This window comes from Alkalihalobacillus deserti (assembly GCF_020734105.1).
Taxonomy (GTDB): domain Bacteria; phylum Bacillota; class Bacilli; order Bacillales; family Bacillaceae_D; genus Halalkalibacter; species Halalkalibacter deserti.
Genome location: NZ_JAJAFR010000016.1, coordinates 63,014 through 85,123, shown reverse-complemented (window position 1 = coordinate 85,123; position 22,110 = coordinate 63,014). Strand labels below are relative to the sequence as shown.

Here is a 22,110-nt window from a genome sequence, read left to right as displayed (position 1 = left end):
AACCCTCACGGATTCCAATTGAAACACTAGCTGCCTTCTTTAATTCTATTATTCTACTTATGCCCACTGCACGTTTCACAGCTTTTCTTAGATGAGTTAATATCTCTTGATCAGGGAGTTGAACTAACTCATGTGGTAGTAGATTTAGCTTTAATATTTGAAGAGCTGACTGCCCTTCCCAATCCTTAAACACTGTTAAGAATTCAGGAAAATATCGATCAATCCAATTGTGAATTTGTCCTTGTAGAGATCAACGGATAATAGATCACGTATTTTTCTTGCGATTCGTAGATCAGCATATACTCCCTCTGGAATTTTAGGTTCAGCGTATCTTCCGTCTTTCACTAATTGAGCAATAACCTTAGCGTCTTTCACATCATTTTTTGTGGGGGAATTATCATCTAATTCCTTCGTCTTCTTAACATGCATTGGATTAACAACGACAAGCTTGAGATTAAGTTCTTTAAGATAATGAGCTAAATTAAGCCAGTAGTGACCAGTAGGTTCAACACCGACAATTACTTTATTCATATCTTGTTGACCCTGAATCTCTCTAATCCATTCAACAAATACATCAAAACTATCTTTTGTATTTTCAAAGTGTAAAGGTTTTCCAAACTCCAAACCTCTGAAGTCTTGAGCACGAGCTACGTGCTTGAATTTCGCAATATCAACACCTATAATGAGTGTTTGAGAAGTAATTTGAGCAATTTTATTATTTTGGTTATAATTCATTTGAAGGCCTCCTGGTTTATATAATTTGTCCTTTCGCTGGCCAGCTTCGGACATTTATATCATACCAAGAGGTTATTTTTTTGTTCAAACTCCATTTTTATCATTACAGGAATGCTGCCCGTTCGTATTATAAGGTCAGCCAGAAAAGAAAATTAAGCTTAGGTATGTACATTAACATTATTCTTCAATACAAAGAGCATCTATCAAAATTAGAGTCAGAGATAGACGCTCTCGCTAAAGAAATTGAAGAATATAATATTATCAAATCCATCCCCGGTATTGGAGAAAAAACCTTACTGTCCATGAAACAGAAAGGAAAAATGGCTCTCAATCTAGTAACAGAAGTCCGAGAATCTCCTACAGATTCTCGGACTCGAACATAATGAATGGCATCATTTGGATCTGTTGAACTTGGCTCCTCATACAAGCTTTTTAAAGTTTACTTCAAGATCCATGGATCTCTTTAAAGTATTATAAACAGGTGAATGATTGAGCGCCTTAGTGCAAAAATCAGAAAGGTCACTGTCCTCAAGCTCAACATATAAATAAACGGTTACCGTTATTTTATTAATACACGGTTCTTCATCATAACCTCTTACAACTAACAAAGATAGAGGGTTTTCCAGTGAAAGATTCAAAACTCCTTCAATTTCTTCAATAATGGAACCCTTCTTTTTGGACTGCTCTAAAAGCGTCAATATAATGCTACTTAAAACAGACCCTGCAAAGTATTCTAGACTGCTGATTTGTTCGTATTCTGAGTCAAAACTTACTTGCTTTTCAATCTGAAAGCTATTTTTATTTGTAAAAATTTTCACAGATGAGAGATCATTAGACGTTCCCCTAAAGCTCATATCAAAAACTCTGGACTCATATAATGTGTTTATTTCATCTCTCGGCTGGTTATTCATATTTGCTCCTTAGCATTGAAGCGGCTTCTGTTAGTGAGCGTATTTTACCCGAGATATTTTCAAGTATGTTAACTGGACTACTTGAGAAGGTTGCAAACCCGCAGTCAGGATTGAGCCATATTTTTTCCTTTGGAAGATCATTCATGGCTTCTTCCACTCTTGAAAGAATCGAGTCCATTGTCTCAATTTCATCTGTACGTGGATTGATCACACCTAAACCAAGTGCTGTATTCTCACGAATTCTTGTATCAGACAATAAGGAGCTCAGCTCTCCTGCCCTTGGTGTTGAGAATTCAAGTGTCAATAGATCTGAATTCACCTTCGCAAATAACTCAAGCAGCGGCGTATAGGGGCCTGTCAATAATATGCTCTCATTCTTGCTCCAGTTTCCTCTGCAGACATGAAGAGAAGTAACGGTCTTTGTTCTATCAATATACTCCATAATTTGCCCAATCAAGGAGCTGGCGAATTCTAGCTCCTCTTTAGGATCCTTTCTTTCGGAAAGAGCAGCGCACATAAACGACCTTGGCTTTCCATCTGTGAAAACAACCTCGGTCAATACTGGTTCATCAAATTGAATTACATCAACTCCGATGTTGATCAGATTGTCTATCTCTTCCTTCATAATCTTTATAACATCTTGCCCAAGTTCCTCCTTGCTCCCGTAAAAATTACCAGAGAGATTAGGAAGCCACATTGATCTAGTAAGGAGATAGGGGCCTGGTAATGTAATCTTTACGGGTTTATCGGTAAATTTCTTCATAGTCCTAAGCTCATCTGCGACAATATCACCTTTGTATTTCAGCTTACCGACACAAATGGCATTTTTAATACTGATTGCTGGAACATCAAGCGTGGTCAAAATATTTTCAAAAGCTTGTTTATCATCAATATAATCGAGCATTTCACTCATGCTCATCATTTCAACGCCACCAATTTTATCGGAAACGAAGGACACATAGTTATCCCGCCCAATTTCTCCACTTGTGATGATGTCAATCCCAAGATCCTCTTGTAGCTTAATCACCTTTTCCGTTTCCATCTCAATCAGCTTGTTAAAGTCATTTCGTTCAATCGTTCCTCTTCTCATCTTTCTGAGTGCGCTTAGTACTTCTTTCGATCTAGGCATGCTTCCCATTAAAGAAGTAGGAAATAGCGGTAATGGTCTTTTCATTTTTCTCATCTCCTAAAGTGGATGTAAATAGGTAAAGAGAAGCAACGGATAACCCACGCTTCTCTTTTTCATTGCTGTTGAATAAACCAGTTTAATAGAAACGGTTGATTCTGACCGACACGTAAAATTCGATTCCTCAGAAATTACTTGTTAATGAACTTCAGATAATCATTCGCTTCACGTAATTGCTGATATCCTGTGATTCTGCCTTCAACCCATTCCTTCAGGCCTTCCATATCCATCATCTTCTTATGGTCGTCGTTATTGTAATCCATTTTATTAAGCACTTTTTCCCATTCTATAAACCTTTCCGTTGAAAAATCAGGATGCGCAACGAAAATACAGTGATCAAATACATCTGTCGTATCAATACATACCAATTGATTTTCATCAATCGTGCCATCCTTCTTCCAAGCTTCCCAGTTTAAATCCAATGTGACAGATGCGTCTACAGTACCTGCCAACAATGCTTTGATGGCATCTAACTCTCCTCCTACGTGGTCTCCATGAAGACCGATGCCAATATTAAACAATTTCTCCGTGTAATCTTCACCATACTCAAGCCCATATTTTTTATGTAAATGGTTGATCGGGATCAGTCTTGCTTGAGGTGAGTCTATAGCACCAAAACCAATCGTCTTGCCCTTTAACTCTATAAGATTTGTGATACCGCTGTCTTTTCTGACAATGATGCAGGTCTTTCTGTCTCTATCCGTATCTCTCATTGAACCCATCTGACATTTCCCATCGGTTCGCAAATATGTGTCCAACCATGCTAGAGGAGAATTCCAGGCAATGTCTATTTCCTTGTTCAATAATCCGTCTACCTGACCTTCATAATCCTTATAGAAGACACATTCTATTTCAATTCCTTTCTCCTTGAAAAAATCAGCTATGATCTCCCAGATCACTGTAACCCTCGGATCATAAATTACGGCTCCTACTTTTATTTTATCGTTATTCAATGAACTCACTCCTTATTGTTTTTTATGGAATCATCTGACCTGTTAGCGATTTGCCAAGCCAAACAGTCAGAACGTCGGTGCTTGGAGCCATAACTTGCCCAGCATATGCATCTCTCAAAAGTCTTTCAATCGGTAATTCCTTATTGTAAGCTTTCCCTCCTCCAACTCTCATGGCAAGCCTTCCACATTCGATTGCAGCTTCAGATGCGAAGATTCTGGCCGCCAGTATCTTTGCAAGCGCATCTGTTTCTCCGTTGGCTCCTGCATTTGCAGCATCTAAGGTCATTGCTTTTGCTGCAGCTGCCTGCTTATAAATATGGCCGATATGCACTTGTACCGTTTCAATATTTGAAAGTGAACTTCCATCAGGATATTTCCGATCCACAGCATAATGGCTTACGATATCAAACATATGCATGGCAGTACCACTATAAACGGCTCCTAGTCCTGTGATGAAGAATGGTGCTACGACGTTGAATACTTGCTCTTCACCAGAACCTTCTGCTCCAATGCGGTAAAAGGAGTGCAAAGTCACATTATTAATGTGCATAGGACATGACGAGTTCCCCCTCATTCCAAGTCCATTCCAACTTGAACTTTCAAAAGTTAAGCCTTTTTCTTCCAGAGAGATGACCCAGTTGTTTATTTTTCCTTCTTCTACAGATGGAGCAAGAATGAGATAACAGGAAGCATACGTAGCAGATGTGACCATGCTCTTTGTACCGTTAAAAGTTGTGTAGTCACCATTAACCTCAGCTGTTATTTCTGGTTTATAGAAGTGTGTTCCTGTTCCGATTTCGCTATAGGCTAAAGCTAAGAATTCCCCTTTTTCTACGATGTCTTTAAAAATCTTTTTCTTGAGTTCGTCACTTCCATGCGTTAGAACACACATTAACGCAACATTATGCATCATGTAGCAAAGAGCAGTAGTAGCACACGTCTCTGCAAAGGCTAGACAAGCCTGAGCATGTTCCACAAGTCCTTTGCCATATCCACCATATTCTTCAGGTACAAGCAGTTTTAAAAAGCCCTTTTCCCCCAGTTCCTTGAACGACTCTTCAGGAAATCTCGACTCCTGATCCGTCAATTCAGTGTAAGGTAGTATGTAGGACTTTGCAAAATCCTTACCATCTTGATAAACATTTTTCATTATTATCCTCCTTGTGAATGGAATCATGTTTTAAATAGTCTATGAGACTATCATTATAAGGATATAAAATTTTATTATATCTAAAATAACTTTTACTTATTATAAAGTATCACACATATTAAAAATACTCAAGATTGTGAATCTTATTTATTAGCTGATACATACCAATTTCGAAACTAAACATGAAAAGAAGCAGATCCCCCTTGGTCAGGGACCTGCTTTCTCTTCCAAATTCCAGGTGAATTAATCTTTCTCTTTACAAACAGAATAAGCATTACCTTTGTTGTGGTAACTGCTTCAATTCTTTCACAAAGTCATCTAGAATTGAAATCCCTTGTTGCGCAGTATTAGTCTAACGCGCAATAACTTCAAAGAAGATAGAATCTAAAAAGCTGATTTCCCGTCTAAGTCTAGGGAATATCAGCTTCTTTATATTTGTGAAATTATGTACTTAAACTCTGTTATATTTTAACATAAAAATCCAAATATCTTTTCTAATTACATAGAGATGTGCAGTTAACACCTCTAAAACACAATCTGGTGATATTCACTCCACCAAGGTACGTTATAATTTTATGTGTCTTGTAAATAATGTTACTAAGGTAAACACTGCTACATCTCAAATTACTCAAAAAGGAAATGATGTGAGAATGAGATGTGCAGTATATATTCGAGTGTCAACTGATAAGGATGAGCAAAAAGCATCGTTAAAGTACCAAAAGGAGCTTTTTTACAGGTACATTGAAGAAAAAGGATGGGACATATACGAATTTTATGTGGATGTCCAGACAGGAACTACGGGAAAAAGAAAAAATCTTCAAAAGATGATTGAAGAGGCTCAGGCAAAAAAGTTCGATATCATCTTAGCTAAAGAACTTTCTCGTCTAGCTCGCAATGGAGAATTATCCTACAAAATTAAAAACATTTGCGAGAATCAAGGGATCCATATCATCACTTTAGATAATGCGATTAATACTTTGACAGGTAACACTAACATGTTTGGTTTATATGCCTGGATGTATGAACAGGAATCTCAAAATACATCGAATCGGGTGAAAGAGACCTTACGTACTAGAGCCAAAAAAGGTCTTTTCAAGGGTTCTAATCCCCCATATGGATATGAGGTTCGAGAAGGAACACTGTATGTTAGAGATGATATTACCTCTAGTATTGTAAAAAGGATCTTTGAAAGTACCTAGCTGGAAGTGGTAGACAAAGTATCGCAAGAAGGCTGTACAAAGAAGGCATTTCAACACCAGCTGATTTAGCTGGTAAAAAGAATGCAGGAGATAAATGGAATGACTCAACCATTAAGCTTATTCTTACTAATCCTCCTTACGTTGGGGACTTAGTACAAAATCGTTCAACTACTGTCAGTGTTACAAGTAAGAAAAGGAGACAAGTTGAACAGGAAAATCAAATTATTGTTAAAGATACGCATGAAGCGATAATCCCACGGGATGTGTTTGATGCGGTCCAGCAGCAATTGAAAATTCGCATTAAGTTTATAACGGCACCAAAGAAACATCTTTTTACGAATGTTCTATTCTGCTCTCATTGCGGAAAAGGAATGTGGTACCGGAGCAACCGAAAGGGTTATGTATGTGGCAATTATGCACGGCACGGTAAAAAGGCATGCAGTAGTCATTCGATTAAAGAAGATTTACTCAAAGATACTGTATTAACTGACATTCAAAAGTTAGTAAAAGAAATTTATCAAGAGCAATACGTTAAGCAGTTAGAAGCTCAATCAAAGAAATTGAAGAAAGCCTTCAAAAGCAACTCGATAAAGTCGAGAAGCAAGTCAATATAATAAACGGTCGAAAAAGAAAATACATTAATATGTTAGCCGAAGAGATTATTACTCAAGAGAAATACCGCGAAATTGTTGAAGCTAATAATATTGAAATTAAAGAGTTGGTCGAGAAAAAGACCGATTTACTAACAGCAATGGCAAGTGAAAAAACAGTGGATAACATCGAGTTGTTAAAACAAGAGTTACTTCAATTTCTAAACTTTAATGAGTTAACACCAGAGATTTTACATCGTTTAATTAATCGTATTGAAGTAAAAGCTGATGGAACGCCTATAATTCACTATCGTTTTTCAGCTCCAAAAATCAAATAAACGCAGCAGGAACCCCTATTTGAGGGACCCTGCTTCTTTTAAAACTATCTGCGAGACGCACTCCACATGACTTGAATTTGTATTATTGACAACCAGTGTAACCAAATAAAATGTAGCAGTATTCACCTACTTTATTAATAATGCTTTAAAAGGAGACTAAATAACATAAGATATTCATCGTTCTTTCTAAAACACTTCACCTACGACTCGGTTTTCTCAATTGAATAATCTATTGAAAGGAATTTTATGCCCAACATCCACATTTCATGACTTGCCTTGATTTTATTTGGTGTAGAGGCTGGTACCCAAACAATAAAACGCTCATTAAGTGGTAACCGTATAGTAAACCACTTTGTAACATAATAGATTCCTTCATCCCCTTTGTCATCCCGTTTTTCTAAGCTAGTAAGGATCAACCCATTTCTTTTATTTCCCATATGTGGATTTTCAAAACGTAGTACACCCGTCATTTGTCCAAAAGGAAGTGGGAGTGCAATATTTAAATAAACTTTCTTATCATGTTCATGGTAGGAATAAGCTGCGACAAAGACTGCTTTTTTGGTTTTTCTTGATGTTCTGATCCAAGCACGAACCTTACGCCTTCCATCCTTATTACTATCCAATGCGATAATTTTACTATCTACTACTAACTCACCATCTTCATTATTTAGCGGAAGATTAATTTGTTCTATTTTTGAACTAAATATTTTATACAAACGAGATAGACCACGAAATCCCCTATGCCAATAGGTTTTTGATAATAATTGATATTCTAAAGTATTTTCATAAAAGTTTCTAATATCAGGATGAACTTCATTTTTTTCAAAACCTTTTTGCTGAAAAGTGTTCAAGTTATCCACTAAACCGTGGTAAGGAACACTATGTTCTTCGTGAAGAACGTGATCTTGAAAAAAATCCGCTCCAATTCTCCATTGACCATAGTAATTACTATATGGGATACCATATGGATTAAAATACATTTTAGGATTTATTAAAAACCACCCAATTACACCTAGAAAAACAAACCCGAAAGCATTCCCAATACCATGCAGCCATACCATATCAGGGATAGAGATAAGTTCTATATGTAGAAGCCTACCTAATCCATAATAAAAAGCAAGTACCATCGTAAAGACTAATGTACCTGAAGAAAACACTAATAGAACATAAGCAAATTTATTCAATAAGTCTTTTCGAATAGTAACAATTGTAAAATAAGCATAAGCCCATAAACATATAACAAAAACCACAACAAAAATAAATTCAATTAATCTAGAGAAAGTAATTCCGATTGCAATTCCTAGTGAACTAACCATTACACCAATCGCAATAATACGATAGATAATATGTAAATGCCCATCACAATGTCTTAATACTCTTCCCAATAGACCAACAAATATAGGAGTAATAAATGCAGAGAAATGAAAATGGATTGCAGTTAATAGAATAATTATAGAACCAAATTCCATCACATCGAACCCAAACTGAAAAATTGAAAACCAAACTCCTCCAAGAACGAGATACATCAATCCAATATCAATGCTTATTTCCTCAATAAAGTATATACCTCTAGCAAGAAGTCTGAATAAGCCATATAAAAAAACGAGAGAAGTCCAAAGCAACCATGCAATTGACAGTATTCCTGCGGTTATACCAATCGGAAAGAAAAATGAAATAAAAGCTAGTAGAGCTGCAACAGGATAAAGATAAACGCTTAACAAATAAGTTTTGAAATAATTTCCTTTACGATCTTTCGTTTCGGTTAAATATAGCGTCAATGGAAGGATCACTAACATCGCAAAAAGTAATAACCTTTCTATTTGTGGAACATCAAGGAAATAAAAAGATATTAGCCAAAAAAGCAGTCCTAATGACGCTTGTACGGTAATAATTTTCTTCATAGGTATTCTCCCTTATTGCATGAATGACAATTAGATCGATTTAAGATAAATTTCCCTTCTTGGCTTTGCATACTCAGGTATTTCATCATTACAACTAAAATAATCTATCGTAAATGTTCCTTTATACCCAAAAATCGTTCCGAAATGTTTATTCTTTACCTCGACATTGATGTGAAACTGCTCTTTATCTTCGTCATACCATTCCTGAGCTTCAGCAATTCCAGAAAAAAATGTTGGTATTGGTATTTTCACACCTTTTTTATAAAAAACTAGGGGACCTGATAAAAGTCTAATCCCTCCATTATTTAACACAGAAATATCTATGTCTGTTATCAAGTCCTGATCAATTCCTAAATAATCTACTATACCTCGCCTTTTTGAACTATATATCATAGTTGCATCAAAATGTCTCGTCTTGTCAAAATGAAATTTTCGTATCCAAGCCATACACTCGTGACCGAAGGAATTTTGATAAGCATAATTCTCTAGGGTAAAGGGGATGTTACTCCCCCTTTCTGGAAAAGTGATATGTTTTAGAGTACCTAGCTGAAGAAATGTGTACATATAAGAGCTGCCACCCCATATTTCCTCCATAACTCCCTTACAAATACTTGCCGTTTTTGCTTCACTTGTCAGCCCAAATTTTTTCTGTAATTGAGGATGAAGTTGCTTATAATCTTCCCCCAAGGCTTGTTCATATATTGAAATCATTGTTCTCACCTTCTACTAACTCGTTGTCTTTTACAGTTTGAAGCGTTTGGTAAATCACGAATATTTACCAAAGCAATAACTGAATAACCAATCATAGCGATTGTTATTGTTGTTGGATTAAAAGGAGCAGCAAAAACGATCCCTTGGCTCATTAAAGCACCGAATCCTAAACACAAAAGAGCTAGAATGTTTATTATATGGAGCAATTTTGTTCTACTAAAGCGAAGGAAAAGCAATCCAAAAATGATTTGAATCGTTCCTAAAGCATATAAAAATAGCCCCTCTTGACCTTGAAACCATCCTGTTCCTTCTAATAAAGCTAATTCCCCAGCTTCTTGATAAAGAACCTTAGGAACTAATCCTTGATAAATCCAGATAAAAGCTAAAACAAAACTCGAAATAAAATGAATTATACTTCTAATAAAGGAAATACGAGGAGGTATTTCTTTTTCTAACCACAATCGTAAACAATCAAAACTCCAAGCAGTAGCCCAACCCATAAGTGGTTTAAAGAGTTGATCAATAATCCTACCTACATAGCCAAATCTTGTTTTATAGTCATATTGAGTGAAGAATTTGATTCCACTATCAGTAGTAACATATTTCCAATACCCGCTCCCCTCTTCGATTAATGATAAAGGATGATCTGTCCAAAATTTTAACGAGGACATCCGTTCATCATCCTTATGTATTGTTTTTATACTTTCTCCTTTACCTGCAATACTAATTCCAAAACCAATATTTGTTTTGTAAAGAAACCTTTGTGGATCATTTTCTTTTTCTTTTGGCAAATAGTCAATATTGGAAAAACGTAAATCCCATTGTTGATGTATTTCGGGATCTTGTGTGTATCCCCATACTTTTTCGATATCACTATTTATTAGTGTCTCAACATAAATCGGCTTAGATTTTAACATTATTATTACCTCATTTTATATTCATTGTCTAAACTTATAGTTTAATAATTATTTTAACACAATTATTCATAAGTCTTCTTGCTACAACATCCTGTCATTTTAATATTGCCTTTTAATAATACTCCATAATAATCCATTAAAACTGTACTACATTAAACGATATTCAGCATAAAAACGAACTATATCGATTCTCCCATGACCTAAATCCGCAGATGTAAGCCATTGGCATAATTCTTTATGAGACAACTGACGTTTTGAGCGGTCTTCATCCTTAATCTTTGACCGAATGTTTTTCAGTGTATTCTTGAGTTTTTGTTTTAAATTTGGATCTAATGCAATTTTATCGGCAACTTGCCGTTTTAATTGAGAAATTGTCATTTTACAGTAATTATCCATTTGAGCCTGTGCATAGCATTTCCTACCTGAGTGCGAACTGTACTTTTTACCATCTCTATCAACACCAGCTTTTAAAGCAGCCTTTCGTATATTCTCTTCTACTTGGTTTTTTGAATTTCGAATTGATTTATCCTGATGTTCAATATTCTTTATCTGAAAAACAGGTGCACCCTCTTTTTTGTCCATTACCTGGTTTTCCAACATTTTTATCGTTTCACTGTCTGTTGTTTTTACAAAACGAACTAACCCTCCTTTCCCTTTTATTCGGGCTGTTAAAGAGCCATCACTGTTAAATATTAAATCGGATTTTTTTAAGGAGATAGCTTCAGTTATTCGTGCACCCAAATATCTTTGTACTTGATGGATTTTTGATATGACTTCTGCATTTGGTGAACGGAGTTTTAAAATTCAACATTGCACCTTTTCATAGTCTGAATGATTTGCCTTTAATGCTTTTGAATCAACACTTCTTCTATAAATCCCTGCATCTGTAATCTTTTTTAAAATAACCCTCTTATCCCCTACTTTTACTTTCCCCTTATAAACACCAGTTACCTTAGATGCTTCATGAAAAGAATGGAGGGCGTGGGCGAAACGCCGCATTGTATAAGCTGAAACATTAGGATCATTAACTTGATATTTTTTAATTTGATTATCAATATAATCATAAGCATACCTCGGTTTCGCTCGTGCTAAATCAGAAATTCCGTGTTCACGATATAAATAATTTGCATATGCTTTGACCACATCACGATATGTTTTAATTGTTCGATCTGACAGTTGTTTCTTTCGGTGATGACTTCCAAAGGTCAAACACTTTTCTTTAACCCTATCAAAAACTTTATCTATTTTCCCTAAACATTTATCTATACTCATTCATCTTATCTGACCAAGTATGTCCTAATGCTCTTGCATTAGAATTAATAATGGACTGCACTTTAGCTTTAGATCCGTGACAGTGGTCGGATCAGATGTGAAAATTGATATATTACATAATTAAGCTTTTTACATTAATAGGGAGGAAAATTTCCTCCTCCCAATAATTAAGAATCTTCATCTAAGCTGTGGTACCATTCAAACCCATTTTCTTGGGCTTCTTCTACCGTTTTTAAATCAAACTCCCAATACATTTCTTGAAATAATTTTCTTACAGTCTCTTTTTCTAAATTAGCCTTTTTACAGGCTAAAAGCATATATCCGATGGCTTGTCGGTTGGTCATATTCAATTCCTCACTTCCAAAAATCTTTAAATATATCCTTTTTCCTTCATGCTAAAATACTTACCATCGTCACCAACAATTACATGATCAAGTAGCTCTATCCCTAATAACTTTCCAGCGTCTTTAATTCTTTCCGTAACACTGATATCTTCGCGTGAAGCGATGGGACACCCACTTGGATGATTATGTCCAACAATAATACTTGCACTATTTGCTAGTATTGCTGTTTTAAAAATTTCCCTTGGACTAACGATTGCCGAATTAAGACTACCGATAGAAACTGTATTAAGAGCTGTTACTTTGTTCTTTGTATCCAAACAAATAAGTACGAAATGTTCCCTATCTTCTTTTCCAATAAATTCTTCAAGAAGTCGTACTGCTGATGTTGGATCTGTTATTTTGTTCGTGTTATAAGGAAATGTTTTTTCCTTCAACATTTGAACTTTTACAACACTTAACCTCCTTTTTCTTACTGTCTTTTTTTCTTCAATTTGTGGTTGTTGCATATCTTGCAACCTCCTTATCATTTATATTGTCGTATTTGTTACTAGTTCGCACTAGTAATCGTTGCCGCAACGCTCGCACATTTTTTGCGACTTTTTAAATCCTTCAGATAATAACACCGATTTAAAAATTGTGTGAAAAAAAATCCACTTTTTTTAAAACCATGGTATAAGGTAATTGTTTAATATGGAGGTGATTAATTTGAAACAAATGAAGCAACAGCTCTTATGAGCAAAAAATATTCCTGAATTCAAAATTTTGATACAGCAGATAGAAAGCGATAGGATAACACAAAAAGAATTTGATGAATCCACTTTAAAGCCATATATAAAAACTGGAGCAAGATTACATGAAAATACTATCGAACTCCCTATTTGGGATGATCAACAAATATTTAAAGGAGCATTTCCTCCCTGGGGATTTCACAAATTTTGTGACTATCAAAAGAGCGAATTTGGCTTAGGTCTTGTTCATGTTCAATTTCGATACGGAAAGAAAATTAGAAAAAGAAGTGATTACAGGTTTAGGGAAGAAAAGGATGTTGAAGCTATCGATTTCTATTTTTTATACGATTTTGATAAGGGACACTATATAGAGGTAAAGCCTGAAAATAACGATGATTGGAAGAAAAGAATATTCGACATGGAAACCCTAGAGAATGAAACATTTACATTTATTTGGGATTATCTTGTTAATAGAAGACCCCAAATAATAGAATTAAATGTGAACTTTAAAAAAATCGAACGGAAAACTTACTTAATCATAAAAAAACACCTTAATCTGGTTGAGGACTTTTTAGGCGATACTCGATTTTATTTCGATTTGCTGTTTATTATTTATGGAGATTTAACACAGGAAGAACATTATTATTTGGAACAATCAATTAGAAGATTTAAAAAACAAGTAATAATTACACTGGAATATATGCAACAATATGAGGATAATCAACCATTTGACGTACATCGTGACTATGCAAATAGACTTGATACAAAATCATCATTTGGCATTATTACAGAGACACTCTTTATGTTTGATAATTTACTAAGGGAAAGAAAAGAGAAAATAGATAACGATGAATGGTTCGTATATAACCCTAGGCAGGGTTATATACGAGTAGATAAGAAAAATAAAAAACTTTATCCTAATTTGAGTGAAATTGAAAGAAGGCGTTCTCTATATTCTCACGCTGCGAATTTGGAATCCGAAAACATACTCAATAACGAAATTGTATCAAGAGTAAAAAAATGATTGACAATAATATTAATAGAATTATAATTCACCAAACGGATGACTAATTATTAATACGAAGATAAACCTCCTTTTAAATTCGGGGACTGGCTTTGCCAGTCCCCACTTTTAAATTTAAGTACCAATTCACTAACGCCCTTACGGTTGTTGGCGATAAAAAAATGGTTGCAAATAATTTGCAACCATTTTTTTATCGAATTTTTAAAAACAAAAAAGGGTTTCTCCTTTTAAATATAAATATTTATATCACACGAAAAAAATATCACTGGCAGAGAGCCTCAATTAGCTATGGAAGGCATGACTAACAAACAGTAGTTAGCTTAAGTACATTCTTCCACAAAGTCAACTAAAAATGAAGACTTTTGTTGCATAGTCTAGGTCTACTACGTATTAGGAAACGATGACTTTCTTATTCCACATTATGCCTCGTTAGTTCAACAAAACCCTTCTTTTCTATTACATAATAATGATCGAACTGTACATCATTTTTTTACTATTAATCGGATCTGAATAAAAATTCAAATAAAAGACAAACTGAAAATCGGAGGTGTACCCATGAAACAAACATTTGAAAAAAACGTTTTAAGGTTCTTGTTAATATTTGGTTTAATTGCATGTATAAACATCACAAGAAAACCACCTGCTAAAGATTGGGTGATAGTATTTCTGTTCAAAGGATTCCTTGCATCCATACTTGATAAAGTAATAGTTCGCGGAGGCTATATTAAATATCCAGTTAAATTAGCTAAATGCTGTGATATCAGCTTTGTATTTGATTATTTAATATATCCAATAATATGTGTCTATTATAATCAAGTTACTAAAACCTCAAATTATCTGGGGATATTGATTAAAACACTATGTTTTAGTATTCCTATGGGTATAATCGAACACTTTCTTGAAAAACGAACGAGTTTAATTAGTTTCCATAAAGGATGGAATTCATTTATTAGTTTCTTTACAATGAGTAATAACATTTCTAATTTCTCGTACGTTCATAGCAATAATCAGAAAAGCTCCTAACAAGCCTGTTCCCGAAAACTAATTGGATCAGGCTTATTACTTGTTACACAGTTTTTAGTCTACTACGTAATACAAGAGTTAATCTGGCCTGTTGCAGAAGACGGTGTTTTTGAAAATCAATCAAATTTTTACTACATTTTTGATTCTCAGAAATATGGTTTTATATCTTTTATCACCAGAAGGATAGCAGTGGTAAACAGTCTGCCATTCTTTGGTACACTTTTTGTCATTTGGTGGTAAATACTATGTCAGAGGTGGTACATTTCAATGGCTGTAATCAATTACTATTATGGACTGGGAAAAAATAAGGAAAGATTACTTGAGGTTCTTAGAAGACTTAACAAAATTTGAGTATAGTATACGGTATTTAACATCCGTTAATTTGCGGTTAAGCTTTGATTCAAAATGTTTAACAACTTCAGCAAAAGTTAGCTTCATGGACAACACTCCTTTTTTCATAGTTACATTATGAAAAAAACAAATAGAATGTGTGGATTATTCCCCGAATAACAAATACATATTTTATCAATTATTACAATTAGTGGTTCACGACTGACGAATGCTCTAAACAAACTAATTAACCATGTAAATTAATCCCTCGTCTCATGATGTGAGGGATTTTTTAATTATAAAGTGAGTTAAGGACTTGTATTGTTTGATTGTTTGGCGTAGCTATATAGAGAGAATCTTAACCGGCTTCCGCACTTCACTAAAAAAGGTGTTAAAGCGTAACTGGAGAGAATTATTGGGGGTTATATTGAGGACTTTTGTTTTTCATTTTCAACCATCCATTTAATAAATGTAATTTCTCCCTCTTTTAAATCTCGTTGTAATTTTTCCTCAAAAAATTTTACAAGTTTTTCGTATGTCATAAGTAAAAACTCCTTTTCTATGATAGTAGCATATTTCCATTTTTCATCAATATTTTTTATCGAATAAATAGATAATCCATGTATATTTTGTCGAAAATTTAATAAATTAATTTTACTAATTCGGTTTATTAATACGTCTTAAATAGTTAAAATATTACGTATGACTACCATGCCAGTTTAAAACAAAGATAATTATATGTAAGTAGATAGGTAAAAGGAGGGAAGCATGTGTTAGATTTGTTAAGTGATGAGTCTCTATTAGAATCCTACTCCGAAGCCATTAAACAAAACTTAGATATAGAATTTATTTCAATCTTAAAAGAGGAGATCGAAGAAAGAGGTCTATCTAAAGAACTAATAAAAACACCAGCTATTGATCGTTATAATTTTTCACTTATTATGGATTGACCTTTAGTAAGCGGTATCATACACGAATAACATTTACATTTACTGGATACCATTAAAATACATGGTTGTATCCAATGAACAAACATCTCGCGAATAGATATGTCTAACCATGTAATGGAAGCCCCCACAATGATGGTAGTGGTGGGCTTTTTACACCTTTTATCTATGTTTACATGTAACCATAGATAAGCTTTTAAGGACTTGACTTGGAACCTCTGTGGGCATGATTGGTCTTGAAAGGCTAAAGTCATTGTTTTTGACAGGGAAGTCAGACCACAAGGTGTCCTATCCTGCAAGCAATAAATGAAGAGAATCCTACAATAATTCACTTCAATAAATCCAACTTTTAAGTTTATTCTTCGGATTCTCTAAGAATAATTGGTAGCTATAAATAATAATTGAATATAAAACATATGTACTAGAAATGTGAATTGGTCTGAAGTTATCCAATTTAAAAAGCTTAAGTTTTTGCAAAATGTAGCATATAGGATAAGCAAGCAAAAAGTCCATGATGATATTAGCTAGTAAATATAACCGAAACTTACCAAAGGTGAAATGGAATATCCATAAGGTACCGGTAAAAAATGGTCCTAAAATTATGCTTAAATCATTGAAAATTTTATCATTAAATCCTTTTTCAACTCTCCATAATTTGTAAGGAACAGCAAACATACTTAGTATCAATGGCAAGCTTATTGCCAAATTGGCTACAGGTAAATATCTTTTGAAGGAATTTTTGGGCAAAAAAACAATTGATAACCAGGATATAGCAAACATTCCGATTCGAATAAAAGATACCATTAAAGATATTCCTCCTTTTTGTAAAATAAGTTATTGATGAATAAACAGGATCTTCTTCTTTTTTATGCCGTATCTCGACTTGCTCAATGTTCTCATTTATACATATTTTATCCCCTTTACTTTTGCATTTATAACCTTGCTATTAAAACTCTCTCCTTTATGAGCCTTTAAAATTTGTTGTCCAACTTGTAAAAAAGCATCAAGTTCTTCACTAGTAAGATGAGCCGTATCTAAAGGGAATGTTTCCATTTGTTGTACCGAGGTAACTAACTCATTAAACAATTCAATACCCTTTAAAGTAATTGTTACATTTTTAAATTTTGGTTTATTTCTATCCCTAGATATATCAACTAACCCGTGTGAGTGTAATGGTTTCAATAATCTTGTCACTGTAGAAATGTGCCAACATCCCAACTGGCTTATTTCTGTTGGGGTAAGTTTATTATTACTAACAAGTAAAAATAAGATATGTTGTTGTGCTGGTGAAATCTTATATTTCTCTCCTAGATTAGCCCACTGTTCTTCCGCACAGAAGTATAAAGCTCTTATCATTAAAAGAAGATTTTGTTTAAGCAATAAATTCATAACTCACCCATCCCTTGTAAGTACAATTGTATTTACAAGTAATAGTGTGCAGAAATTAAGATTTCATACATAATCGTTGTACTCCGCAGCAAACGATTATGTTTTGTTAGAATTTTTTTAACTTAAGCACCCTTTAGCTCAAGTATAATTCATAACAATCTGTATTTTCATTAAGATTCATATTGTTATGTAGCAGTCAGCGGATGACGTTGTTTTATCTCTTGTATAGATAGGTTTAAACTATAATTTCCATGTTCGAGAAGTTTATTAAGAAAAATATTTAGTTCTTCTTGGGATTTAATTTTTATTTTTAAAAGGTAACAACCTTCCCCAGATATTCGGTGAGCTTCCACTACCTCATTCCTCTCATTAATAAAACCAATAAACGAATCATGATTTGCTGTTTTCATATGCATAATGACAAACGCCGTATAAGGAAGTCCTAATTTCATTTCATTAATGATTAAGGAATAGGCTTTAATTACACCATTTTCCTCAAGTTTTTTAATACGATTCCCTACTGCTTGCCCAGTCATATGAATCTGTTCTCCTAAGTCCTTCCATTGAACACGGGAATTTTCGGATAGTAACCGAAGGATCTGAAAATCGATATTATCAAGTTCCATAAAAAATTCCTTTCACTATGAAATTAATTGATATAGAAGTGTTTCATCAAAGTATCGATTAAAATCAAGATATTATTTATCATTATATTATATTAAATATTTTAATGAGGTGAAAAAAATGAGCACTGCTTTAATTATTATTGATATTCAAAACGACTATTTTCCAAACGGAAAAATGGAATTAAGCAATCCAGTAAAAGTAGCTAATAATGCAGGTGAAATTCTTGAATGGTTTAGGCAGAATAACAAAGATAATATTTTTCATGTCCAGCATATTTCGGATGATGAAGGGATAGGCTTCTTTCTTCCAAATACTGAGGGAGTAAAAATAAATGAGGCTGTATTACCAATAGAAGAAGAGAATATTATCATAAAACATACACCTAACAGCTTCTTCAATACTGATTTAGAAAGCAAATTAAAAGAAAACGGAGTGACCAAGCTAGTGATTGTAGGTATGATGACGCATATGTGTGTGGATGCCACAGTCAGAGCAGCAATGGAGCTAGGTTTTGAATCTACACTTATAGAAGATGCTTGTACGACAACAGACTTAGCTTACCAAGGTAAGATAGTGCCAGCAGAACAGGTTCATTATGCATTCATTAGCGCACTTAATGGAATATATGCCAATGTTATTTCGACCGAGGATTTCATTCAACAAGTAGCTAACAAGAACTAAAAAAGCAAAAAATTAATATGAAAGGGAGTTTGTTTTGATAACAATCTTCCTTTTTTGCTGATGTTTAAGCCAATAAATAAAGTCTCTATTCAACTAAACTCATTAACTTAAGTACATCTTTCACAAACTCGAATAAAATGAAGTCATTTGCTGCGCAGTATAGGTCAAATACGAAAAGACGATCACACTGAGCGTAATCGTCTCTTAGGTAGGTAATTTTTAAACAGTATGGTTGTACTACGTAGCAAATAGATCTGTTGTTTTTTCGGCTTGATTATTCAACATTAGCTTCTATTCCTGAATAGTTGAAAATGCGAAAAAACATGCATTCTTACCTGTCTGAATCCTTTTTTGAGTATTTTAAAAGGTCCGGACTAGAGTACAGTCGCTAACCATGATTTCAAATATTTCAAACTGACTGTCATGTGTATTTTACATTTTGATTCATCATACTTATTCACTCAATGTTCCTATATGATAAATATTCTAAAAATTCCTTGGACGCAAGGGAAAGTGATTTTTGGTCCCTTGTAGCTATACCAATATTTCTAAAAGCAGGAATTTCAAGCTCTTTCGCTATAATCTTGTGAGGAATACGCTTCAAGATCAATTCTGGTAATATACTGATTCCTAGTCCGTTTTCCACCATAGACATAATGGCATAATCATCCCATGTTGTAAAATTAACTTGGGGTGAAATTTGGTGCATCTCAAAAATTTCAGAGATTTCTGCTTTTGCTCCCTTTTCCAGTAGCATAAACGGACTATTCAATAAGTCATTGATTGGAAACCTTTCACAATTAGCAAGAGGATGATTTAACGGCATCACGACCAGCAAACGGTCTTGCTCCACAAAGATAGTATCTAAATCTGGTTTTGATGGAAGTCGCACAAATCCAAAATCAACACGTCCATTTAGAATCCAACTTTCAATTTCTGTATAATCACCAAGCAGAAGTTCAAAATCGATTTTTGGGTAATCCTTCTTAAAAATTCTAATCATATTAGGAAGCCAATGGGTTGCTACGCTAGAAAATGTCCCAATACGAATCACCCCAGTCTTTATATCGTGTAAGTCTTCGATCTGAGTCATTAAGATTTCATGCTCATTACATATTCTCTTTAATTGGGGCAGTAACTTTAAGCCATCAGAGGTTAAATTAATACCGGCACGTCCTCTTTCAAAAAGGGAAACCCCCCATTCCGTTTCTAAATCGTTGATCATACGGCTGATCCCCGACTGTGTATAGTCTAAGCTTTGAGCAGCTTTTGTAAAGCTACCCAATTCTACTACTTTTACAAACGCCACATATTTTTGGATATTCATACTCGTTTCCTTTTCCATCTGTTTTTGTCATGCGTATCATGACGAAAATTCGTTTTTGTAATACATGTGAACATGATATGTTATTACTATCAAAAATTCAAGTTAGGAAAGGCTAGGGATATAAAGATGTTTTTTGTGAGTGATATTATGGAAAAAGTACCAGATAGCTATAAGTCTCCGCTACAAGAAATGGTCTACGAATCATTGACAAAGTTACAGATTTCATTTAAACGAGTGACCACAGATGAAGCCATATCAATGGAGGACTGTATCGAGATCAATCAAAAATTGGATATGAAAATGGTAAAAACGCTGTTGCTCTGCAATAGTAAAAAGACAAAGTTTTATTTATTTATAACCACCGCTGATAAGCCATTCAAATCAAAAGATTTTAGCAATGCACTCGACATTTCACGCGTATCCTTTGCTCCGGCGGAACTAATGGAAAGTATTCTTGGCGTAAAAATCGGTGCTGCTACTGTATTTGGCGTTTTAATGGACAAGGAAAATCTTGTGCAGGTTGTTTTTGATAGGGATGTGCTTTGGGAAGAGTGGTATGGATGTAGCGATGGAACGACAACCGGATATATGAAGGTCAAAACAAAGCTGATCGTCAATAACTTCCTAACCTATGCAAAGCACATTCCGACAGTAATCGAAGTCTAAATTCGGAAAAAGAATGGTGATTCATTACTTTATTTAATAACAGGTTAATTCTATGCGAAATATAAGCAGTTTCGAGATTATTAGGAGTAGACGATGAAAACTAAAAGGTTCAAAGGAGGGAAGTTTGTGGATCAAAAGCGATTATTACTAATCTATGGTTTAGTATTTTTTGTCACAGCTATTTGGGGACTTAATATGGTTTTAATTAAAGTATTGGTGGAACATTTACCTCCACAAACCATGACGGCATTTCGAATTATGATGGCTGGGATTACGGCATTGATCATAATTGTTCTTGGAAAATCATTTCGTCGTTTATCGAAAAGAGAATGGATTTATACACTACTCGGGTGTGTTTTTGGTGTCATTCTACATCACTCGCTTATAGCAATAGGCTTAACAATTATTGATGCTTCGAATGCTTCTTTAATTCTATCATTAGTACCACTTACAACAGCAATACTTGCCGTCCTCTTTTTAGGTGAACAATTAACAAAATTACGAATCATAGGATTTATCCTTGCATTAACTGGTGTCTTTTTTATTCAAGGTGGTTCATTCAGTAATATGCAATTGTCTCAAGGAGAATTGATTTTATTTATTGCAATGTTCGTCCAAGCCATTAGTTTTATTTTTGTAAAAAAGGCAACAGCAACTCTCGATTCCAAACAGGTAACAACAATAATGTATTTATTAGGTTCAATAGGTTTGTTGATTATTAGTTTTATAACTGAACCTAAAGGATTCAACGAAATGACTTCAGCCACTTTCTTTATTTACTTTTTATTTATTGTGTCAGGGGTAGTGGCAACAGGTGTGGGGTATATAGTTTTTTATGCAGCGATCCAGCAGATAGGAGCAGGAAAAACAGCCATATTTAATAACTTTGTTCCTTTTTTTGGTCTTGTGTTCTCCGCACTTTTCTTAAATGAAACCATTACAGCTTCACAATTAATTGGATTTGTGTTTATTGTAGCTGGAGTTCTATCTGGAACAGGTTATATTGAAAAACTATGGGCGAAAAAGCATAATCGGATTAATAATACACAAAAGAGTATAGGATAATATCAATTTTTTTCAGTATTAACAATTGGAGGTTCTTATCTCTTACCTTACGCAGATCAACTATCACTATTAGTAAAAGACGCAGCACTTCAAGCA

Annotated in this window: 24 protein-coding genes and 3 pseudogenes; 11 read left to right on the top strand and 16 right to left on the bottom strand. The window is 34.2% G+C overall.

The annotated features are described in order from the left end of the window. Positions 1-735, bottom strand: a pseudogene (locus LDX58_RS20255) (IS110 family transposase); the annotation flags it as partial. 146 nt (positions 736-881) lie between these two features. On the opposite strand from LDX58_RS20255, the pseudogene LDX58_RS20250 reads away from it, so the two are divergent. Further along, a pseudogene (locus LDX58_RS20250) lies at positions 882-1,025 on the top strand (IS110 family transposase); the annotation flags it as partial. 129 nt (positions 1,026-1,154) lie between these two features. On the opposite strand, the gene LDX58_RS20245 reads toward LDX58_RS20250, so the two are convergent. The 4 genes from LDX58_RS20245 to LDX58_RS20230 all read right to left on the bottom strand — a co-directional run bounded on the left by LDX58_RS20245 (position 1,155) and on the right by LDX58_RS20230 (position 4,935). After that, positions 1,155-1,553 (bottom strand): OsmC family protein, encoded by a 399-nt coding sequence (locus tag LDX58_RS20245; protein WP_227938843.1) that lies wholly within the window; start codon positions 1,551-1,553, stop codon positions 1,155-1,157. A gap of 85 nt (positions 1,554-1,638) precedes the next feature. Continuing rightward, complete coding sequence (locus LDX58_RS20240) at positions 1,639-2,820, bottom strand: cobalamin-independent methionine synthase II family protein (protein WP_227938842.1); 1,182 nt, start codon at positions 2,818-2,820, stop codon at positions 1,639-1,641. Positions 2,821-2,963: 143 nt separating this feature from the next. Beyond that, positions 2,964-3,794 carry a phosphate/phosphite/phosphonate ABC transporter substrate-binding protein gene (locus LDX58_RS20235; RefSeq protein ID WP_227938841.1) on the bottom strand — a complete coding sequence of 277 codons (831 nt, stop codon included), beginning with the start codon at positions 3,792-3,794 and terminating at the stop codon, positions 2,964-2,966. A 13-nt stretch (positions 3,795-3,807) separates the two neighbouring features. After that, complete coding sequence (locus LDX58_RS20230) at positions 3,808-4,935, bottom strand: acyl-CoA dehydrogenase family protein (protein ID WP_227938840.1); 1,128 nt, start codon at positions 4,933-4,935, stop codon at positions 3,808-3,810. Between the two features lie 650 nt (positions 4,936-5,585). Here LDX58_RS20230 and LDX58_RS20225 point away from each other — a divergent pair. From LDX58_RS20225 to LDX58_RS20215, 4 genes and pseudogenes are all read left to right on the top strand, one after another. Next, positions 5,586-6,134, top strand: coding sequence for a recombinase family protein (locus LDX58_RS20225; RefSeq protein WP_227938839.1), 549 nt, complete (start codon positions 5,586-5,588; stop codon positions 6,132-6,134). Positions 6,135-6,154: 20 nt separating this feature from the next. Next, positions 6,155-6,367: pseudogene (locus tag LDX58_RS26510) on the top strand (recombinase family protein); the annotation flags it as partial. 30 nt (positions 6,368-6,397) lie between these two features. Continuing rightward, positions 6,398-6,748: a recombinase zinc ribbon domain-containing protein gene (locus LDX58_RS26505; RefSeq protein ID WP_308017588.1), complete on the top strand. Its 351-nt coding sequence runs from the start codon at positions 6,398-6,400 to the stop codon at positions 6,746-6,748. Positions 6,749-6,777: 29 nt separating this feature from the next. After that, complete coding sequence (locus tag LDX58_RS20215; RefSeq protein ID WP_227938837.1) at positions 6,778-7,062, top strand: DUF4368 domain-containing protein; 285 nt, start codon at positions 6,778-6,780, stop codon at positions 7,060-7,062. A 200-nt stretch (positions 7,063-7,262) separates the two neighbouring features. Here LDX58_RS20215 and LDX58_RS20210 read toward each other — a convergent pair whose 3' ends face one another. From LDX58_RS20210 to radC, 7 genes are all read right to left on the bottom strand, one after another. Continuing rightward, complete coding sequence (locus LDX58_RS20210) at positions 7,263-8,963, bottom strand: YndJ family protein (RefSeq protein ID WP_227938835.1); 1,701 nt, start codon at positions 8,961-8,963, stop codon at positions 7,263-7,265. A 30-nt stretch (positions 8,964-8,993) separates the two neighbouring features. Then, on the bottom strand, positions 8,994-9,674 hold the full coding sequence (locus tag LDX58_RS20205; protein WP_227938847.1) for a DUF4166 domain-containing protein: 681 nt from the start codon (positions 9,672-9,674) through the stop codon (positions 8,994-8,996). A 5-nt stretch (positions 9,675-9,679) separates the two neighbouring features. Continuing rightward, a complete protein-coding gene (locus tag LDX58_RS20200; RefSeq protein WP_227938833.1) occupies positions 9,680-10,591 on the bottom strand; it encodes a DoxX-like family protein in 912 nt (303 codons plus the stop codon). A gap of 147 nt (positions 10,592-10,738) precedes the next feature. Then, the gene (locus LDX58_RS20195; protein ID WP_227938831.1) at positions 10,739-11,332 is read right to left on the bottom strand and encodes a site-specific integrase; all 594 of its coding nucleotides are present in this window, start codon (positions 11,330-11,332) and stop codon (positions 10,739-10,741) included. A gap of 63 nt (positions 11,333-11,395) precedes the next feature. Then, positions 11,396-11,863 carry a site-specific integrase gene (locus LDX58_RS20190; RefSeq protein WP_227938829.1) on the bottom strand — a complete coding sequence of 156 codons (468 nt, stop codon included), beginning with the start codon at positions 11,861-11,863 and terminating at the stop codon, positions 11,396-11,398. Positions 11,864-12,030: 167 nt separating this feature from the next. Next, entirely contained in the window at positions 12,031-12,207 is a 177-nt protein-coding gene (locus tag LDX58_RS20185) for a hypothetical protein (protein WP_227938828.1), read from the bottom strand. Between the two features lie 26 nt (positions 12,208-12,233). Continuing rightward, complete coding sequence (gene radC, locus LDX58_RS20180) at positions 12,234-12,713, bottom strand: RadC family protein (protein ID WP_227938826.1); 480 nt, start codon at positions 12,711-12,713, stop codon at positions 12,234-12,236. 256 nt (positions 12,714-12,969) lie between these two features. Between radC and LDX58_RS20175 the strand changes: the two genes are divergently transcribed. The 3 genes from LDX58_RS20175 to sda all read left to right on the top strand — a co-directional run bounded on the left by LDX58_RS20175 (position 12,970) and on the right by sda (position 16,262). Next, positions 12,970-13,959, top strand: a complete 990-nt coding sequence (locus LDX58_RS20175) for a hypothetical protein (protein ID WP_227938824.1) — start codon at positions 12,970-12,972, stop codon at positions 13,957-13,959. A gap of 555 nt (positions 13,960-14,514) precedes the next feature. After that, a complete protein-coding gene (locus tag LDX58_RS26845) occupies positions 14,515-14,982 on the top strand; it encodes a CBO0543 family protein (protein ID WP_372459259.1) in 468 nt (155 codons plus the stop codon). Between the two features lie 1,100 nt (positions 14,983-16,082). Continuing rightward, complete coding sequence (gene sda / locus LDX58_RS20170; protein WP_227938822.1) at positions 16,083-16,262, top strand: sporulation histidine kinase inhibitor Sda; 180 nt, start codon at positions 16,083-16,085, stop codon at positions 16,260-16,262. Between the two features lie 330 nt (positions 16,263-16,592). Here the strand turns inward: sda and LDX58_RS20165 are convergent, their stop codons facing one another. The 3 genes from LDX58_RS20165 to LDX58_RS20155 form a co-directional block, all read right to left on the bottom strand. Beyond that, positions 16,593-17,063, bottom strand: coding sequence for a hypothetical protein (locus LDX58_RS20165; RefSeq protein ID WP_227938820.1), 471 nt, complete (start codon positions 17,061-17,063; stop codon positions 16,593-16,595). A gap of 96 nt (positions 17,064-17,159) precedes the next feature. Then, a complete protein-coding gene (locus LDX58_RS20160) occupies positions 17,160-17,648 on the bottom strand; it encodes a MarR family winged helix-turn-helix transcriptional regulator (RefSeq protein ID WP_227938814.1) in 489 nt (162 codons plus the stop codon). Positions 17,649-17,833: 185 nt separating this feature from the next. Beyond that, the gene (locus LDX58_RS20155) at positions 17,834-18,274 is read right to left on the bottom strand and encodes an Lrp/AsnC family transcriptional regulator (protein ID WP_227938812.1); all 441 of its coding nucleotides are present in this window, start codon (positions 18,272-18,274) and stop codon (positions 17,834-17,836) included. Positions 18,275-18,392: 118 nt separating this feature from the next. Here LDX58_RS20155 and LDX58_RS20150 point away from each other — a divergent pair, with 118 nt between their 5' ends. After that, the gene (locus LDX58_RS20150; RefSeq protein ID WP_227938810.1) at positions 18,393-18,956 is read left to right on the top strand and encodes a cysteine hydrolase family protein; all 564 of its coding nucleotides are present in this window, start codon (positions 18,393-18,395) and stop codon (positions 18,954-18,956) included. 457 nt (positions 18,957-19,413) lie between these two features. Here LDX58_RS20150 and LDX58_RS20145 read toward each other — a convergent pair whose 3' ends face one another. Beyond that, on the bottom strand, positions 19,414-20,283 hold the full coding sequence (locus tag LDX58_RS20145; RefSeq protein ID WP_227938808.1) for a LysR family transcriptional regulator: 870 nt from the start codon (positions 20,281-20,283) through the stop codon (positions 19,414-19,416). A 147-nt stretch (positions 20,284-20,430) separates the two neighbouring features. Here LDX58_RS20145 and LDX58_RS20140 point away from each other — a divergent pair, with 147 nt between their 5' ends. Beyond that, on the top strand, positions 20,431-20,949 hold the full coding sequence (locus LDX58_RS20140) for a prolyl-tRNA synthetase associated domain-containing protein (protein ID WP_227938807.1): 519 nt from the start codon (positions 20,431-20,433) through the stop codon (positions 20,947-20,949). A gap of 126 nt (positions 20,950-21,075) precedes the next feature. Continuing rightward, positions 21,076-22,014, top strand: coding sequence for a DMT family transporter (locus LDX58_RS20135; RefSeq protein WP_227938805.1), 939 nt, complete (start codon positions 21,076-21,078; stop codon positions 22,012-22,014). Positions 22,015-22,110: the final 96 nt, after the last annotated feature.

Coding starts and splice junctions, on each gene's coding strand:
- LDX58_RS20240 (WP_227938842.1), bottom strand. CDS start 2,820: ATGAAAAGACCATTACCGCTATTTCCTACTTCTTTAATGGGAAGCATG.
- LDX58_RS20230 (WP_227938840.1), bottom strand. CDS start 4,935: ATGAAAAATGTTTATCAAGATGGTAAGGATTTTGCAAAGTCCTACATA.
- LDX58_RS20225 (WP_227938839.1), top strand. CDS start 5,586: ATGAGATGTGCAGTATATATTCGAGTGTCAACTGATAAGGATGAGCAA.
- LDX58_RS20215 (WP_227938837.1), top strand. CDS start 6,778: ATGTTAGCCGAAGAGATTATTACTCAAGAGAAATACCGCGAAATTGTT.
- LDX58_RS20210 (WP_227938835.1), bottom strand. CDS start 8,963: ATGAAGAAAATTATTACCGTACAAGCGTCATTAGGACTGCTTTTTTGG.
- LDX58_RS20205 (WP_227938847.1), bottom strand. CDS start 9,674: ATGATTTCAATATATGAACAAGCCTTGGGGGAAGATTATAAGCAACTT.
- LDX58_RS20200 (WP_227938833.1), bottom strand. CDS start 10,591: ATGTTAAAATCTAAGCCGATTTATGTTGAGACACTAATAAATAGTGAT.
- LDX58_RS20190 (WP_227938829.1), bottom strand. CDS start 11,863: ATGAGTATAGATAAATGTTTAGGGAAAATAGATAAAGTTTTTGATAGG.
- LDX58_RS20185 (WP_227938828.1), bottom strand. CDS start 12,207: ATGACCAACCGACAAGCCATCGGATATATGCTTTTAGCCTGTAAAAAG.
- radC (WP_227938826.1), bottom strand. CDS start 12,713: ATGCAACAACCACAAATTGAAGAAAAAAAGACAGTAAGAAAAAGGAGG.
- LDX58_RS26845 (WP_372459259.1), top strand. CDS start 14,515: ATGAAACAAACATTTGAAAAAAACGTTTTAAGGTTCTTGTTAATATTT.
- LDX58_RS20165 (WP_227938820.1), bottom strand. CDS start 17,063: ATGGTATCTTTTATTCGAATCGGAATGTTTGCTATATCCTGGTTATCA.
- LDX58_RS20160 (WP_227938814.1), bottom strand. CDS start 17,648: ATGAATTTATTGCTTAAACAAAATCTTCTTTTAATGATAAGAGCTTTA.
- LDX58_RS20155 (WP_227938812.1), bottom strand. CDS start 18,274: ATGGAACTTGATAATATCGATTTTCAGATCCTTCGGTTACTATCCGAA.
- LDX58_RS20150 (WP_227938810.1), top strand. CDS start 18,393: ATGAGCACTGCTTTAATTATTATTGATATTCAAAACGACTATTTTCCA.
- LDX58_RS20145 (WP_227938808.1), bottom strand. CDS start 20,283: ATGAATATCCAAAAATATGTGGCGTTTGTAAAAGTAGTAGAATTGGGT.
- LDX58_RS20140 (WP_227938807.1), top strand. CDS start 20,431: ATGGAAAAAGTACCAGATAGCTATAAGTCTCCGCTACAAGAAATGGTC.